Here is a 15,181-nt window from a genome sequence, read left to right as displayed (position 1 = left end):
TAAGATAACTGAGTTGATAGGGATTTTAGAATGAGTGATTTCACATCAACACCATTACCACTGCAAAACAAAAAATTTGTTATTGTGCATGGTTATACTGCTTCACCTAAAAAGAATTGGTTTCCGTGGCTAAAATCTGAACTTGAAAATTTGGGCGCTTTTGTTCATGTTCCTGCTATGCCTGAGCCATTATCACCTGATCCGCTAAAATGGCAGCAAAAATTGCAAAGCTTACCTTTTGATATTGATGAGAATACTATCTTTATTGGTCATAGCCTTGGTTGTGTGACGGCATTACAATTTATTGATAGCCAAAACCAAGCTGTTGCCGGCTATATTTTAGTGTCGGGTTTTGATGAAGAGCAGCAGACGCTTCCTGAACTGCGCAGTCATACTACCAGCCCGCTCAATTACGCTTCATTGATTGGTGTGGCTGATAAACGTGTTTCAATCATATCAACCAATGATGAAATAGTGTCACCTCAGTCATCAAAAGCGCTGGCGGAACTGTTAAAAACGCAGGTGATTTTTGAGCAAAATGCAGGCCATTTCCTTGATAGGGAAGGTTATACAAAGTTTCCAACGCTATTAGAGACAATCAAACGCCATTTCAGCTAAAGGGAAAGCAAAGCAGACGGTGTTGTGCTTGCTTTGCTAACCTAATTAGGTGTCATCAAATGGCAAGCCTTTTAGCAATGAATCAAATCGTTGTTTAGTTTCCTGATTTGGTTCAACCTCGTAGCAATTAGCTAAAAATGCCTCTAAACCTTCCGGCCATGTTTCTCTTTTCCAACTGAATAAAGCCTTTAACGCCATATTACGGTTACGTACAACGGGGCTTTGCAAAGCGCACTGAATGAGTGGGAAGCCAATATCTGGAAAGCGATGCAGTTCTCGTAGAATAAAATCCAGTTGACCGTGTGGCAGGTAGTTGGACCCAATTCCTAAGTCATCACGAGGGCCTGTAGCAATTTCATCTAAAGCAAACTGCTCTTCAGCGAGTGCAGCTACTTGCTTAACTTTTTCAATATCATCAGTTTGCATTAACTCATACCATAGATTGCTTTCTGGTTGAGTATATTGTTTTTCATAGAGGTATGGAAAAACGTCTTGTTTGCGTGACTTTGCAACATAAGTGGCTTGGCGAAATAGTGAACTGTCATGACTGTTTAGACCATGATTGATTAAGGTATCCCAATATGGATTATCTAAAATTAATTGTGCTAATGAAATAATGTCAGAACTGTTGTCATATTGGTTATTATGTTTTTGGAAGAACTCAAGAATTCCTTGAATAGTAAAATAGTATTCTAATGAATAATCATGCTTTTTGACTTGCTGTAAATAATTTAAGCAGCAGCGTGGTGCATCTTCATAATCATGGATATCACGGGCTGGACCACCATCGAGTAGAGCTTGGATGATATGAGTCGCCGCGGTTAGCAATGTTATATTGCTCAATGTCTCAAGTTCATCTGCAAGGTGACAGTAAGTCGCACATTGCCAAGCTGTGTATTCAATCATTACCTGATTCATATAACCGTCAGTGAGTATCCACTGCCGCGTTTCTTCACTTAACTGTTCGGGCAGGCGTTCAATAAGCTGCACTCGTCCCCAACCTTCAACTCGCTTAGCCATTTTTATCCACATTACTTCATATTCTTCAGGTGACTCAATGATGGTGTGAATGGGAAAGATAGCATAAAGGGTAAATTCATCGTGTGCTGCAAGGGTATACAGCGTGTTTAGCCGCTCGTGGCTAGGAAAAAATACACAAAAGGCAATCGCCAGCTTCACTGTATTTTTATCGGGGCTATTGTGTAACAGCCAGTCGGTAAATTCGGCTAATTTAGCGGCAGGCAAGTCTTGTTTCTTGACGATAAGCTCAATTAAATCATCAATATAAGAAATTGGCGTGTTTTGAGCCACATATTGATAAAATTGATTAACAGAAGGTTTATCCCCTTTTTCAACGGCTGCCTTTAATAGCGAATAGAGTTCATGTATATCGGTTTCACTGTTACCGAAGCCGCCATGATGCCCTAATACCCCATCTTCTGCCCCATTTGCCCAGCGAACTTGGTTATCATCCACACTTGGTGTATTAGGAAGCTCAGAGAGGGATTCAGGTAAGGGAGAAAGTTGCTCTTGCCACGGGAGTAATTGTTGGTAAATCGACGGCTTATTTGTATCCCATACACATGGGTAACCAGATTGTTTTTGGCCAAAAATTGAGGACAACCATTTTTTCATAATATCAACCATTTCATTGATTATATTCATAATATATTGTTGAAATAGTGCAAAACTTGCAAAAAAATAATTGGCTAAGTTTACGCTACTAAGAAAGATAGCTCGGAACAGTGTCTTGTAATATTTGAACCAATTCAGGGTCCATATATTGATAATTGTCAGGGATATCAAGAATATGAAGTGGCTTGTATTCAAGTAAGCGTGAAAAATCAGCTTGTAAGCGGTTTTTATGTTTTTGTTCCATGACAAAAATCACATCTGCCCAGCGGATCAAATCCGCATTTACAGGGCACCTTGCATTACGGCTTGTTCCCGCTGAACGGGTGACCCAACTCTCATGGTTGCGCCAGATCTGTTCAGCGGTTGGACTACGCCATTGATTTTTACTGCAAATGAATAGAATATTCACTGGTTATTTTGTATCTCTTCAAGGCTGTTACGTACAAGTTGGCTACGACTAACTTGCGGGTAAGCCATGCCTAGTTGAGCTGCACGGACCATTTTTTCACTTCGACCGTACATTTGTTTCCAGTTTTTTTCTGGGGTATAACAGTCAACTAAGCGTGCGTTAAGTTGATCACGTGATTTATTGATGCGAGCTTTGGCTCTGCGCCATGCTCTATCTCGGGTATTATCCATATCTTCCTCATTATTTATCGTGGTTCAGCAGCCGCGATAATACGGGTCAGAGTATGACTAACAGGGGGATAATACGTGGCATTCGGCACGCTATCAATAGCAAGGAAGGGACTTTCAGACTATTGCTTAATTTCCCCTAGCTATAAGGTAGCCTAGGGGAAAAGGGGTTAAGAAATTTCAGATTGCTCTTTCAAATATTGAAATATTTGGCGAAACGCTTTTGGTGGTTTATTGGTTTCGCGTTCTTTTTTAGCATTACGGACTAATGCACGCAGTTGTTGCCTATCAGTACTCGGGAAAAGCGCAACAACATCTTCAATCACTTCATCACCGCCTTCTAACAAGCGGGTGCGTAGATCTTCTATTTTATGTAAGATCACGATCTGCTGGTTATGACGATTTTTAAGTTTATCTAGCGCCTCGGTAATCGGCTCAACTTCTCGTGAACGCAGTAATTTGCCAATAAGTTGTAATTGACGGCGGCGTCCCTCACGCTTAATTTTTTGAGCAAGCTCAATTGCTTCAAGGAGTTGAGTATCTAATGGGATGCGCTCTAATTCGCTTTTACTTAAATCGACTAGCTCAGCACCCAGTTTTTTGAGGATCTCAGCATCGCGTTTGATTTCGCTTTTACTGACCCAAATGATCTCCTCTTCTTCTTCGTCTTGCGGCGCTGGGATATCATCCAGCCAGTCATCAGGCTGTTTGGCCATATCAATTTTCCTTTTTACCAAACACAGTAATGTAATTACGAGTAATTAGCATGATTTACTGCGTTGTGAGTGTTAACATTTGACTATTATCTATTGTAACTGGGAAAACCCCTTTATGACTACCTAGCATTTGCTTGTTAGGGTAGAAAATCACTTTTCCCCACATTATTGGATTAATTGCATGAGTATAACTGAACAAGTCACTGAACAACGTAAAAAACTCGAAGAAGCGGTCGCACGCGCATTAGAATTTGCACAAACACGTTGCGATGCTGCTGAAGTGGCAGTGAATAAAAGTACAGGGATCAGTGTAAGCACTCGTCAAGGTGAAGTTGAAAATGTTGAATTTAACAGTGATGGCGCATTAGGGATCACCGTTTATCATCAACAACGCAAAGGGAGCGCGTCTTCAACCGATTTAAGCCCTGAAGCGATTGAGCGTACCGTACAGGCAGCAATTGATATCGCAAGTTTTACCTCGGAAGATTTATGTGCGGGGCCTGCTGAAAAGTCATTATTGGCCTTTGATGCACCTGATCTCAAGCTATTTCAAGCTACTGAATTTTCACCTGAAGAAGCTATTCGCTTAGCCTCTGTGGCAGAAATGTCAGCGCTAAATGCAGACTCGCGCATTGTAAATACCGAAGGTGGAAGTTTTAATGGTCACTACGGTGTCCGTGTATTTGGTAATTCCCATGGTATGCTGCAAAGCTATTGTTCGAGCCGTTATTCGATGTCTAGCTGTGTAATTGCGGAACAAAATGGTCAGATGGAACGGGATTACGCTTATACGATTGGCCGTAGCATAGATGCACTGCAATCCCCTGAATGGGTAGGTCAAGAATGCGCCCGTCGCACATTGTCACGTTTATCACCAAGAAAATTACCAACAATGAAGGCTCCCGTGATTTTTGCTGCAGAAGTCGCCACAGGGTTATTTGGTCACCTCGTTGGGGCGATTAGTGGCAGTAGCATTTATCGTAAGTCGTCATTTTTGTTAGACAGCCTAGGAAAGCAGATTCTGCCTAGTTGGTTAACCATTAATGAGCAGCCGCATTTAATTGGTGGGTTAGCCTCTTCGCCATTTGATAGTGAAGGGGTACGCACCGTTGAGCGCAATATTGTGGAAGATGGCGTTCTGCAAACTTGGTTGCTGACTAGCTATTCAGCAAGAAAACTGGGCTTACAAAGTACCGGGCATGCGGGGGGAATTCATAACTGGCGCATAGCAGGGCAAGGTCTTTCTTTTGATGGGCTACTCAAGCAAATGGGGACAGGCTTAATCGTGACCGAGTTAATGGGGCAAGGTGTGAGCGGCATTACCGGTGATTATTCGCGTGGTGCTTCAGGTTTTTGGGTAGAAAATGGGGAAATCCAATATCCTGTAAGCGAGATCACTATCGCCGGTAATCTAAAAGATATGTGGGCAAATATGGTGACTATTGCGGATGATATCGAAACTCGTAGCAATATTCAGTGTGGTTCAGTCTTGATCCCCGAAATGAGCATTGCTGGGGAGTAACACGCCTCTTATTACTAACGGTTTGACAATAAAACGCCTAATATATTTTATTAGGCGTTTTATTTTAGTATAAAAAATTCTGTTAATTAGTTGATTTTAAATTTATTATTTGAATAGCATCAGCGTGTCATATTGCAGTGGCTATTCTCAGCGCCTATTTTTATCACTGTTTAGCTATATAGGTTTAGTGGTTAAAGTAGGAAAGGGGGGTTACAAGTGTAACTTGCTCTGCAAAGTAGTCAGTACAAAAAAAGCACTCAGATGAGTGCTTGAATAGGTCAGAGGCTTTAGCCAACAGTGTGTTCCGCTAAACTCCCCTTAATTCTATTGCCATAAACATTAACGATGAAATTCACCGGCTGCTTCTGGCTGATAAACGATTTCTAGTACTCGAACTCGAGTTTGCACGCCGTTAGGTAATTCCCAGCTGATTTCATCATTAACATGTAAACCTAACAGTGCAGCACCGATAGGCGCCATTACTGATAATTGTTCAGCGCTATCTTTTAAGGAAGCCGGGTAAACGAGTGTACGCGTATGCTCTTCATTACTGATTAAATCTAAAAAGCGAACGGTACTGTTCATTGTGACGACATCTGCTGGGATTTCTTGTGGGCTAAGAATATCCGCACGGTCAAGTTCATCATTGAGTGCTTCTGCAACAGGTGTGCCCGCATAAGCCGGCTGTTCCATCAGTGCATCCAAGCGTTCAGCATCTAAATCATTGATAATAATTGTTGGCTTTGTCATACCACACTCCAATAGAGACGTACAAAGCAAACACCCCCCACCCAAAAGGTAGGGGGTGTCGCTGTAAATAAATTTGTTTAAAATATTAGGCGCTATACGCTTTAAAGGGAAGAGATCGCGATCACGATCTCTAAGCCTGCCTTTGTAAAAATACGCAGATTGAAATTTTATTGTTACAGCTTAGCTTGACTATTGTTTCTCAAATTTCATCAAACCCGCTTTCGAACAGGTTAATAATTGCGGATAAAGCCTGATTTTCATCGGGGCCGCTAACCTCAATATCAATCTTACTACCTTGTTCCGAGTCTAACATCAACATCGCAATAACGCTATCGGCCTCAGCCTCAATTTGGCTATTATTACGCAAAATAACCTTTGAGTTAAATTGTTTAACTAAATCATAGAGTAACATAGCCGGCCTTGCATGCATACCGAGCCGATTTTTTAGTGTAATAGTGGCTTTTACTGCCATTTATTTACGTTTTTCCAGTGTTCTGTGGCGAGATTGTACATTTTTGCCACGGGAACGGAAATAATCGGCAAGTTGCTCTGCAACATAAACAGAACGGTGTTTACCGCCCGTACAGCCAATCGCCACGGTCAAATAACTGCGGTTATTGGTTTCGAGCATAGGTAACCATAACTCCAAGTAGCTACGAGTCTGATAAATAAAGTTATGCACTTCAGTATGCCTATCTAAAAATGCGGCAACAGGGCGGTCAAGACCTGTCATTGGGCGCAATTTGGGGTCCCAGTGTGGGTTTGGTAAAAAGCGCACGTCAAACACATAGTCAGCATCGATAGGAATACCGTGCTTGAAGCCAAAAGACTCAAACACCATGGTTAGCTCACGCTCACGTTTGCCCATTAAACGTGTTCTTAGCATCTCAGCTAACTCATGAACTGACATCTCAGAGGTATCAATAACTAAGTCTGCACGAGAGCGCAGTGGCTCTAGCAATTCATTTTCTTCATCTATCGCGCTTTCAAGAGAAAGGTTTTTACTCGAAAGAGGATGCAACCTGCGAGTATCACTGTAACGGCGAATAAGAGTGTTGCGATCGGCATCCAGAAACAATAGCTGAGGAGAGAAGCTTGATGGTAGTTTATCAATAGCCTCTTCGAAGATTTCTGGATTGTCGGGCATATTACGCACGTCAATGCTCACTGCTGCTGAAATATTACGATCAGCCAATGAATTAGCTAGCTCCGGTAGTAATACAACCGGTAGGTTATCCACACAATAGAAACCCATATCTTCCAGCGCACGTAAGGCAACGGATTTTCCCGAACCGGAACGGCCGCTGACAATCATCAGCACCATGAGCTTACTCCCTTTTGTTTCCTAATGATGTGTTTCTTGATAAGCGGTATCTTGCCATTTCTACATTAGAAATCATAATAATATCATTTAGCTATGACAAGAAACATAATTTATCATTTACTCTATAATTATACTGTATAGCTCATCATCGCTTTGTGCGCTGCGTAAGCGCTTGCACAATGTTTTATCTGCTAGTTTTTTAGCGATAAGTGACAATGTATGTAGGTGCGTTTTACATTGGTCAGATGGCACCAGTAACGCGAAAAGCAGGTCTACAGGCTGATTATCAATTGCATCAAAAGCAATTGGTTCCTCTAAGTGTAAAAATACACCGACAGCGCGTGCGCTATCACCTTCGCTTAGCTTTCCATGAGGAATGGCAATTCCACCGCCAATACCTGTCGTTCCTACTTTTTCTCTGGTTAATAATGCTTCAAATACCGTATTTTCAGGTAATTCCAATTCAACGGCAGCCAGCTCACTAATAATTTCTAAGGCTCTTTTTTTACTCGTGCACACAACATTATTACGTGTACAGGCTGATGATAAAACAACGCTTAACTGGATTTCTATATCACTATTCATTTTATTGTTCACTTAGGACTACAAAACCAGATGGTGTATGCCACCATCTGGTTCGAAACATTCATCGGCTCAGTTGCTAGCCGGATAAATGTATTAGTGTTGTCTCAGTTTTTCTTTGTGCTTAGTTAATTGGCGCGACAGTTTATCGACAAGTAAGTCGATAGCTGCGTACATGTCGTTTTCTTCCGCTGATGCATGGAGATCCGCTCCATTGACTTGCACGGTTGCTTCAGCAATTTGCTGAACCTTTTCAACTTTCAAGACAACTTGGATACTATTAATACGATCAAACAATTGCTCTAATTTTTTGAGTTTTTTCTCAACAGTTTCGCGCAATGCTGGAGTAACTTCAATATTGTGTCCAGTAATCTGAAATTCCATACAACCTTCCTTATTTTATCAATTAAACCAGTTGTTTACGCTGGTTTGAGGGCGGAATAGATAACGATTCACGATACTTAGCGACAGTTCTACGAGCCACTTGAATGCCTTGTTCGGCCAGCATACTCGTCAATTTACTGTCACTCAATGGTTTTGCAGGGTTTTCTGCAGCAACCAATTTTTTCACCAACGCTCGAATTGCGGTTGAGGAGGCTTCGCCACCTGTATCCGTACTGACATGGCTGGAGAAAAAATATTTCAACTCAAAAATGCCTCGCGGGCTATGGAGAAACTTTTGAGTTGTCACTCGAGAGATGGTTGATTCGTGCATATCGACCTGATAGGCAATATCAGCCAATATCATTGGTTTCATATACTCTTCACCCAGCTCAAAGAATTCTTGTTGCTGTTCCACAATACAAGTCGCCACTTTTAATAGTGTTTCATGACGGCTTTCTAGGCTTTTTATTAACCATTTTGCTTCTTGAAGATGGCTACGAATATACTGTGTGTCATCCTCATTCGCTGAATTATTAGCCATAGAAGCATAATGATTATTAATACTCAGTTTAGGGATGCTATCTGTATTTAGCTCAACTTGCCAGTGTCCTGCTATTTTTTTCACTAAAACATCAGGAATTACGTATTCTGATTCCCCAGTATTAATGGATTGGCCTGGTTTAGGGTTAAGCGTTAAGATCAAATCGATGGCGGTTTTTAACGCATCTTCTTTTAGACGCGTTAATTTACTGAGTTGCCTAAAGTCACGATTTGCAAGCAAATCAATGTGGTTGCTAATAATTAGTTTGGCTTCTTGTAGCCCGTTGGTTTCTTTGGGGTATAACGAAAGCTGAATCAGTAAACATTCTTTTAAATCTTGAGCGGCGACGCCTAATGGGTCGAAATGTTGAATTCGTTTTAAAACAGCGACAACTTCTTCTAAGCTAATTTCAGGGTTAGCAATTCCTTCATGTATATCAGAAATTGTAGTGGTGAGATAACCTGAATCATCAATTGAATCAATAATTGAGGTGGCTATCGCACGGTCTGTATCAGTAAAGGGCGTCAGCTCAGACTGCCATATTAGGTAATCTTGTAAAGTCTGTGTGGTTTCACCTTGATAAACGGGTAATTCATCATAACTGTAATCATTAGTGGTGCCTGAAGGCGTACCCGCTGTGTAGATTTCATCCCAATCAGCATCCAAAGGAAGCTCATTAGGCATGTCTTGGTTTTCAAGTGCGTCTTTGGTATCAAGTTCACTGCTGTCAGTATTATCACTCAGAGATTCAATAGATTCGGTTTCAGAATTTAATTCTTCTTGTTCAAGAAGCGGGTTAGTTTCTAACGCTAGTTGGATTTCTTGTTGCAGCTCAAGTGTAGACAGTTGCAACAGGCGAATAGCCTGCTGCAATTGGGGTGTCATTGCAAGTTGTTGACTAACTCTAAGCTGCAAACTTTGCTTCATGAAAGTGTTTTATTCTCCTTGAAAAAGAAAGCTGACACGTAATTTATAACCGGAAACCTTCACCTAAGTATACCCGTTTCACTTGTTCATTTTCTAAGATCATGGTTGGCGTACCATGAGCAATCAGGTGCCCTTGGCTCACAATGTAAGCTCTTTCGCAGACATCTAATGTTTCGCGTACGTTATGGTCTGTAATTAGAACGCCAAGGCCATAATCCCTTAAGTGCTGAATAATCTTTTTGATATCGAGCACTGAAATTGGGTCAACCCCAGCGAAGGGCTCATCTAATAAAATAAATTTGGGGTTCGCTGCCAGTGCACGCGCTATTTCTACACGACGGCGCTCACCTCCTGATAGAGACTGCCCTAGGCTGTCACGAAGATGGGTGATACTGAATTCTTCCATCAGTTCTTCAGCACGCTGTTTGCGTTGCTGTGAATTCAAATCTTCGCGGATCTCTAATACAGCCATCAGGTTATCATAAACGCTTAGGCGACGGAAAATAGAGGCTTCCTGAGGAAGGTAGCCAATACCGCGACGCGCACGTTCATGTAGCGGTAGGAGGCTGATGTCTTCGCCATCAATCAAAATTTTGCCTGCATCCCGCTGAACAATGCCGACCACCATATAAAAGGTTGTTGTTTTACCAGCACCATTTGGCCCTAGTAAGCCAACAATTTCGCCTGATTTAACTTCAAGGCTTACATCTTCAACAACCTTGCGTTTTTTATAGGCTTTTGCCAGATTTTCCGCGGTTAGTGTCGCCATAACGATTATTTACTCTTACTCGTAGTTGCTGATGAATTTTTCGCCGCTGGGCCTTTTTCTTGCAATTGTGCTGGGAGTAACACGGTTGTTACGCGTTTGCCCTTATCACTAAATGCTTCCATTTGTTGCGTCGGCACCAAATAGGTGATTTTATCACCTTGGATATTGCTATCTAATTGCTCGAGGTATGCATTACCCGTTAGTGTAACGAGCTGCTTATCAACCTCATAGCGTGCCTTACTTGCATGCCCTTTAATTGGTTTACCATCATCTTGTAATTGATAAAACGTGACTGGGCTACCAAACGCTTCAACAATTATTTTATCAGAGTCACTGCTTGGACGAGTCACAACCACTTTATTGGCTCGAATATCAATTGAGCCTTGTTTAATGATCACGTCATCTGTAAAGGTGGTGACGTTTTTTTCTAAATCAAGAGATTGTTTGACCGAATTAATCGTCATTGGCTGCTGTGTATCGCTTTTCAGTGCTACCGCAGGTAGGCTAAGAGCTAACATTGCACTGGCAACAGCCCCTTGAATAAAACGCTTCTTAGTTACTTGATTCATTTTAATGCTCTTCTGGTTGTAACACATAATGAGTTTTTACATCTTCGATTAATTCAGCCGTTCTTGTACGGAGGTTCCCCTTCATTTTCAAGCCCGTTGAATTTAGACCGTGTCCAATAATGGTCACTTTATCGTCAGATGAAACGTCTTGTGTTGTCAAATTGACAACTGCACTTTCAGTTGTAATTCGTTGGATCTGTGACTCTTTAGTTAAGCTATCGACCTGAACATCACTATATAGATAGAGAATTCTATCGTTTGTTAATCTGGCTTTGAAGGCTTTGACCGTCCATGTAGGCTGACCTGCCTCGTTATAAGTGGTTAAAACAGGTTTTGAAAACCAAGTGATTTTCCCTTCAGTGTAGTTATCTATTTTATCTGATACGAGCTTATAAGCTAAATTTCCCGCTGGATTATAGACAAAAGTCACCGAATCATCAGTTTGATAATTAGGTTGCCCATCATTAATTACTTTATCCTCTGGGTTAATAGCATCATTACCGGCTAAGTTCCAGCCAATAAGCCCTAATGCAATCAAGGATAAAATAATGATTAACCACTTCTTCGCATTGCTCATGAATTTAATCTATTCGTTATATTGATAAACCTTTCGCTTCTTCCAATTTACCTTGAGAAAGAAGAATAAGGTCACAAAGTTCGCGGACTGCACCTTTGCCACCACCAAGTCGGGTGATGTAATCAGCTTTTGGCAGTAACAACGGATGTGCATCCGCTACGGCGACAGATAAGCCTACTTTTGCCATAACTGGCCAGTCGATCAGATCGTCCCCAATATAAGCTATTTGTTCATCTGATAGTTGTAGTGTATCTAACAGTTGCTGATACGCCAAAAGCTTATCGCTTTGCCCTTGGTAAAGATATGTAATGCCTAGTGTTTGTGCTCTATCTTCAAGGAGTTTGGCTTTTCTACCTGTGATAATGGCAACTTCAATATTTGATGTTAATAGGCAGCGGATACCATAGCCATCACGAACATTAAAAGCTTTAAGCTCTTCGCCATTATTTCCCATATAAATCAAACCATCAGACATTACACCATCCACATCGCAGATCAGTAATTTCACTTTTGCTGCTTTTGTGAGTATGGCGTTGGCAACAGGGCCATAGCAGGTTTCTATATTTCCCGAACTCATTGTATTTCCTTATGTTATACAACACCCGCTTGAAGCAAATCATGCATATGTAGCACACCCACTAATTGATTACCATCGGCAACTAATAAAGATGTAACATGTTTAGATTGCATTAAATTAAGGGCTTCAACAGCCAACAGATTTGGAGAAACGCGGATACCTCCAGGGGTCATCAAGTCGGCAATTTTAGCATTATTTAAGTCAATACCCATATCAAATATACGGCGTAAATCCCCATCAGTGAAAATGCCTTCAATATTCATGTTGTCATCACAAATAACGGTCATTCCAAGTTTTTTGCGTGTAATTTCGACTAAAGCCTCACGCAAAGACGCGCTTTTAGGAATATGGGGGATATCATCACCCGTATTCATTAAATCACGAACTAAGAGTAAAAGTTTGCGCCCTAGTGCGCCGCCTGGGTGAGAAAGTGCAAAGTCATTAGCTGTAAAACCTCGAGCGGTTAACAAGGCTATCGCGAGTGCATCACCCATGACCAGTGTTGCAGTCGTACTCGTGGTTGGTGCAAGTCCTAGAGGGCACGCTTCTTGTGGCACTTTTATACACAAATGGACATCAGCATATTTCCCCATATTACTATCAGGGTTGTTGGTCATACAGATTAAGGGAACCTTAATTCTTTTTAAAACAGGAAGTAAAGCTAAAATCTCCCCTGATTCACCGGAGTTGGAAATAGCTAACACGACATCTTTATGGGTAATCATCCCGAGGTCACCATGGCTGGCCTCTCCGGGGTGAACAAAAAACGAAGGTGTCCCTGTACTTGCGAGTGTAGCGGCAATTTTACGGCCAATATGCCCCGATTTTCCCATCCCCATAACGACGACTTTCCCTTCACAGCCAAAAATAAGCTGGCAAGCGCGGTCAAAGTCTGTATTGATGTATTGCTCAAGGTTTTTTATACCTTCGTGTTCGATATGGAGAACTTCTTTACCTACTTTCTGAAAATCGAAGTTTGACATTTCTAGTTCCATGCGTAGCTTTTAAGTTAATCGGATAAGCGGAATTAAATTGTATAACGAATACTTAGTATCAGTAAGTATTTTGTCTGTTAAGCTATCTTTAAGGATAGTTTTGCGTCTAATTGTTATTTCATTGCGAGACGATGTTTAATTGGTATGTAAAGTGAGATCCCATAGCATCTTGGACCAAAAAAACATGGGTAAATTCGCGTATTCTTAAGTACAATAAATTACGGAATTCTAAGAGCTGTCTGCTGTTTTTACTGATAATTTTTACTGATTATAAGTAAATACTATTGTTTATAGCCTGTTTCATTTATATAAATATACAGTTGTAACACTAAAAGTCACATTTTCGACGCTATAATACTATAAATTCTATTTGGTTGTGATATTTGACGATTTTCAGTTTATCTTTCGGTAACATCTGAACGGATAAAAAATATTCAAGCACGATGTATAACGAGTTATTTAACAATGCAAGCACAGACAGACAACTTAATTGAAGTTCGGAACATGTCCTTTACTCGAGGAAGTCGGAAAATATTTGAAAATATTAACCTAACAGTTCCTCGTGGGAAAATTACGGCGATTATGGGGCCATCAGGGATCGGTAAAACCACACTGCTGCGCTTGATTGGTGGTCAATTAAGACCAAATGAAGGTGAAATTTGGTTTGATGGTGACAACATTCCTAGTTTGTCACGTTCAAAGCTGTACCAATCACGTAAAAAAATGAGCATGTTATTCCAGTCAGGTGCTTTATTTACGGATATGGACGTATTTAATAACGTCGCTTTTCCACTGCGTGAACATACTAATTTATCGGAATCTTTGATTCATACTACGGTAATGATGAAATTAGAAGCCGTCGGGTTACGTGGCGCAGCAAAGCTAATGCCGTCTGAGTTATCTGGTGGTATGGCGCGACGTGCGGCTTTAGCTCGGGCAATTGCTCTTGATCCTGATTTAATTATGTTTGATGAACCTTTTGTGGGGCAAGACCCGATAACAATGGGGGTTTTAGTCAAACTGATCGATGAGCTTAATCAAGCACTTGGGGTAACATGTGTCGTTGTATCCCATGATGTTCCAGAAGTGTTGAGCATCGCTGATAAAGCATATATTGTTGCGCAGCAGCATGTTATTGCACATGGCTCAGGGGATGAATTACGTGAAAATCGAGATCCCCGTGTGCGGCAATTCCTTGATGGTATTGCCGATGGTCCGGTACCATTCCGTTTTCCCGCCAATGATTATCTGGCTGATTTATTAGGGTAAAATAAGATGATAATAAAGGCGATCGCAGCCTTCGGACGCCGATGGATTGATATTTTTTCTGCGTTTGGTCGAGCTGGTTATATGCTGTTTCGCGCTTTACTTGGCAAACCAGAGTTTCGTAAACAGTGGCCATTATTGATGAAACAATTGTATGCCATTGGCGTACAGTCTTTACTGATAGTTGCTGTTTCAGGTTTGTTTATTGGAATGGTTCTTGGGTTACAAGGTTACCTTGTCCTGACAACATTTAGTGCAGAGGCAAGCTTAGGGATGATGGTGGCGCTTTCCCTATTACGTGAACTTGGTCCTGTTGTGACAGCTCTATTATTTGCTGGGCGGGCAGGGTCAGCATTAACGGCCGAAATTGGTCTAATGAAAGCAACTGAACAAATCTCTAGCCTTGAAATGATGGCAGTTGACCCTTTAAGGCGAGTCATTGCTCCGCGTTTTTGGGCTGGTTTTATTAGTATGCCATTGTTATCACTGATTTTTGTTGCTGTCGGTATCTTAGGCGGCGCATTGGTTGGTGTTGATTGGAAGGGTATCGATGAAGGTTTTTTCTGGGCGTCAATGCAATCCTCAATTGATTGGCGGCTAGATTTGGTTAACTGTGTGATTAAAAGCTTAGTTTTTGCTTTAACAGTAACTTGGATAGCGCTATTTAATGGCTATGATGCAATCCCCACTTCTGAAGGGATAAGTCAAGCAACAACACGAACCGTTGTGCATGCATCATTGTCTGTTTTAGGACTGGATTTCGTACTTACCGCACTGATGTTTGGGAACTAAG

At 41.3% G+C, this 15,181-nt stretch carries 19 protein-coding genes; 4 read left to right on the top strand and 15 right to left on the bottom strand.

From position 1 onward, the window contains the following. The first annotated feature begins 30 nt into the window (after positions 1 to 30). Positions 31 to 618, top strand: coding sequence for an RBBP9/YdeN family alpha/beta hydrolase (locus ACIPUA_RS00625; protein WP_173424814.1), 588 nt, complete (start codon positions 31 to 33; stop codon positions 616 to 618). A 45-nt stretch (positions 619 to 663) separates the two neighbouring features. Here ACIPUA_RS00625 and ACIPUA_RS00620 read toward each other — a convergent pair whose 3' ends face one another. The 4 genes from ACIPUA_RS00620 to yjgA form a co-directional block, all read right to left on the bottom strand. Further along, the gene (locus ACIPUA_RS00620; RefSeq protein WP_449059186.1) at positions 664 to 2,253 is read right to left on the bottom strand and encodes a hypothetical protein; all 1,590 of its coding nucleotides are present in this window, start codon (positions 2,251 to 2,253) and stop codon (positions 664 to 666) included. An 88-nt stretch (positions 2,254 to 2,341) separates the two neighbouring features. Next, positions 2,342 to 2,662 (bottom strand): low molecular weight protein tyrosine phosphatase family protein, encoded by a 321-nt coding sequence (locus ACIPUA_RS00615; RefSeq protein ID WP_042846239.1) that lies wholly within the window; start codon positions 2,660 to 2,662, stop codon positions 2,342 to 2,344. Beyond that, positions 2,659 to 2,892 carry a hypothetical protein gene (locus ACIPUA_RS00610; RefSeq protein WP_042846238.1) on the bottom strand — a complete coding sequence of 78 codons (234 nt, stop codon included), beginning with the start codon at positions 2,890 to 2,892 and terminating at the stop codon, positions 2,659 to 2,661. The genes ACIPUA_RS00615 and ACIPUA_RS00610 overlap by 4 nt, the downstream gene beginning before the upstream one ends. 167 nt (positions 2,893 to 3,059) lie before the next feature. Further along, a complete protein-coding gene (gene yjgA / locus ACIPUA_RS00605) occupies positions 3,060 to 3,605 on the bottom strand; it encodes a ribosome biogenesis factor YjgA (RefSeq protein WP_042846237.1) in 546 nt (181 codons plus the stop codon). 181 nt (positions 3,606 to 3,786) lie between these two features. Between yjgA and pmbA the strand changes: the two genes are divergently transcribed. Then, positions 3,787 to 5,127, top strand: coding sequence for a metalloprotease PmbA (gene pmbA, locus ACIPUA_RS00600; RefSeq protein WP_042846236.1), 1,341 nt, complete (start codon positions 3,787 to 3,789; stop codon positions 5,125 to 5,127). A 339-nt stretch (positions 5,128 to 5,466) separates the two neighbouring features. Here the strand turns inward: pmbA and rnk are convergent, their stop codons facing one another. The 11 genes from rnk to kdsD all read right to left on the bottom strand — a co-directional run bounded on the left by rnk (position 5,467) and on the right by kdsD (position 13,110). Beyond that, a complete protein-coding gene (rnk, locus tag ACIPUA_RS00595) occupies positions 5,467 to 5,877 on the bottom strand; it encodes a nucleoside diphosphate kinase regulator (protein WP_042846235.1) in 411 nt (136 codons plus the stop codon). Positions 5,878 to 6,076: 199 nt separating this feature from the next. After that, the gene (npr, locus tag ACIPUA_RS00590) at positions 6,077 to 6,349 is read right to left on the bottom strand and encodes a PTS phosphocarrier protein NPr (RefSeq protein WP_042846234.1); all 273 of its coding nucleotides are present in this window, start codon (positions 6,347 to 6,349) and stop codon (positions 6,077 to 6,079) included. Next, the gene (gene rapZ / locus ACIPUA_RS00585; RefSeq protein ID WP_042846233.1) at positions 6,350 to 7,201 is read right to left on the bottom strand and encodes an RNase adapter RapZ; all 852 of its coding nucleotides are present in this window, start codon (positions 7,199 to 7,201) and stop codon (positions 6,350 to 6,352) included. It abuts the gene before it with no gap. A gap of 117 nt (positions 7,202 to 7,318) precedes the next feature. Then, positions 7,319 to 7,786, bottom strand: coding sequence for a PTS IIA-like nitrogen regulatory protein PtsN (gene ptsN, locus ACIPUA_RS00580; RefSeq protein WP_042846232.1), 468 nt, complete (start codon positions 7,784 to 7,786; stop codon positions 7,319 to 7,321). 93 nt (positions 7,787 to 7,879) lie between these two features. Further along, the gene (gene hpf / locus ACIPUA_RS00575) at positions 7,880 to 8,167 is read right to left on the bottom strand and encodes a ribosome hibernation promoting factor (RefSeq protein WP_042846231.1); all 288 of its coding nucleotides are present in this window, start codon (positions 8,165 to 8,167) and stop codon (positions 7,880 to 7,882) included. A 22-nt stretch (positions 8,168 to 8,189) separates the two neighbouring features. Further along, on the bottom strand, positions 8,190 to 9,635 hold the full coding sequence (gene rpoN / locus ACIPUA_RS00570; RefSeq protein WP_129466429.1) for an RNA polymerase factor sigma-54: 1,446 nt from the start codon (positions 9,633 to 9,635) through the stop codon (positions 8,190 to 8,192). A 43-nt stretch (positions 9,636 to 9,678) separates the two neighbouring features. Then, complete coding sequence (gene lptB, locus ACIPUA_RS00565) at positions 9,679 to 10,404, bottom strand: LPS export ABC transporter ATP-binding protein (RefSeq protein WP_042846227.1); 726 nt, start codon at positions 10,402 to 10,404, stop codon at positions 9,679 to 9,681. A gap of 5 nt (positions 10,405 to 10,409) precedes the next feature. Next, a complete protein-coding gene (gene lptA / locus ACIPUA_RS00560) occupies positions 10,410 to 10,973 on the bottom strand; it encodes a lipopolysaccharide ABC transporter substrate-binding protein LptA (RefSeq protein WP_042846225.1) in 564 nt (187 codons plus the stop codon). A gap of 1 nt (position 10,974) precedes the next feature. Beyond that, the gene (lptC, locus tag ACIPUA_RS00555) at positions 10,975 to 11,550 is read right to left on the bottom strand and encodes an LPS export ABC transporter periplasmic protein LptC (RefSeq protein ID WP_042846223.1); all 576 of its coding nucleotides are present in this window, start codon (positions 11,548 to 11,550) and stop codon (positions 10,975 to 10,977) included. A 16-nt stretch (positions 11,551 to 11,566) separates the two neighbouring features. Further along, positions 11,567 to 12,127, bottom strand: coding sequence for a 3-deoxy-manno-octulosonate-8-phosphatase KdsC (gene kdsC / locus ACIPUA_RS00550; RefSeq protein WP_042846222.1), 561 nt, complete (start codon positions 12,125 to 12,127; stop codon positions 11,567 to 11,569). 14 nt (positions 12,128 to 12,141) lie between these two features. Continuing rightward, positions 12,142 to 13,110 (bottom strand): arabinose-5-phosphate isomerase KdsD, encoded by a 969-nt coding sequence (gene kdsD / locus ACIPUA_RS00545; protein ID WP_042846220.1) that lies wholly within the window; start codon positions 13,108 to 13,110, stop codon positions 12,142 to 12,144. Between the two features lie 477 nt (positions 13,111 to 13,587). On the opposite strand from kdsD, the gene mlaF reads away from it, so the two are divergent. Both mlaF and mlaE read left to right on the top strand, forming a co-directional pair. After that, positions 13,588 to 14,391 (top strand): phospholipid ABC transporter ATP-binding protein MlaF, encoded by an 804-nt coding sequence (gene mlaF / locus ACIPUA_RS00540; RefSeq protein WP_042846218.1) that lies wholly within the window; start codon positions 13,588 to 13,590, stop codon positions 14,389 to 14,391. A 6-nt stretch (positions 14,392 to 14,397) separates the two neighbouring features. Further along, positions 14,398 to 15,180, top strand: a complete 783-nt coding sequence (gene mlaE / locus ACIPUA_RS00535; protein ID WP_042846216.1) for a lipid asymmetry maintenance ABC transporter permease subunit MlaE — start codon at positions 14,398 to 14,400, stop codon at positions 15,178 to 15,180. The last annotated feature ends 1 nt before the right edge of the window (position 15,181 follow it).

It is taken from the genome of Providencia sp. AGC89 (assembly GCF_053543535.1).
Note: the sequence above shows the minus strand (reverse complement) of the source record. Positions and strands in the feature narration are given on the sequence as shown.

Coding starts and splice junctions, on each gene's coding strand:
- npr (WP_042846234.1), bottom strand. CDS start 6,349: ATGGCAGTAAAAGCCACTATTACACTAAAAAATCGGCTCGGTATGCAT.
- mlaE (WP_042846216.1), top strand. CDS start 14,398: ATGATAATAAAGGCGATCGCAGCCTTCGGACGCCGATGGATTGATATT.
- rpoN (WP_129466429.1), bottom strand. CDS start 9,635: ATGAAGCAAAGTTTGCAGCTTAGAGTTAGTCAACAACTTGCAATGACA.
- yjgA (WP_042846237.1), bottom strand. CDS start 3,605: ATGGCCAAACAGCCTGATGACTGGCTGGATGATATCCCAGCGCCGCAA.
- hpf (WP_042846231.1), bottom strand. CDS start 8,167: ATGGAATTTCAGATTACTGGACACAATATTGAAGTTACTCCAGCATTG.
- kdsC (WP_042846222.1), bottom strand. CDS start 12,127: ATGAGTTCGGGAAATATAGAAACCTGCTATGGCCCTGTTGCCAACGCC.
- rapZ (WP_042846233.1), bottom strand. CDS start 7,201: ATGGTGCTGATGATTGTCAGCGGCCGTTCCGGTTCGGGAAAATCCGTT.
- mlaF (WP_042846218.1), top strand. CDS start 13,588: ATGCAAGCACAGACAGACAACTTAATTGAAGTTCGGAACATGTCCTTT.
- rnk (WP_042846235.1), bottom strand. CDS start 5,877: ATGACAAAGCCAACAATTATTATCAATGATTTAGATGCTGAACGCTTG.
- kdsD (WP_042846220.1), bottom strand. CDS start 13,110: ATGTCAAACTTCGATTTTCAGAAAGTAGGTAAAGAAGTTCTCCATATC.
- ACIPUA_RS00610 (WP_042846238.1), bottom strand. CDS start 2,892: ATGGATAATACCCGAGATAGAGCATGGCGCAGAGCCAAAGCTCGCATC.
- ptsN (WP_042846232.1), bottom strand. CDS start 7,786: ATGAATAGTGATATAGAAATCCAGTTAAGCGTTGTTTTATCATCAGCC.
- pmbA (WP_042846236.1), top strand. CDS start 3,787: ATGAGTATAACTGAACAAGTCACTGAACAACGTAAAAAACTCGAAGAA.
- ACIPUA_RS00620 (WP_449059186.1), bottom strand. CDS start 2,253: ATGAAAAAATGGTTGTCCTCAATTTTTGGCCAAAAACAATCTGGTTAC.
- lptB (WP_042846227.1), bottom strand. CDS start 10,404: ATGGCGACACTAACCGCGGAAAATCTGGCAAAAGCCTATAAAAAACGC.
- lptA (WP_042846225.1), bottom strand. CDS start 10,973: ATGAATCAAGTAACTAAGAAGCGTTTTATTCAAGGGGCTGTTGCCAGT.
- ACIPUA_RS00625 (WP_173424814.1), top strand. CDS start 31: ATGAGTGATTTCACATCAACACCATTACCACTGCAAAACAAAAAATTT.
- lptC (WP_042846223.1), bottom strand. CDS start 11,550: ATGAGCAATGCGAAGAAGTGGTTAATCATTATTTTATCCTTGATTGCA.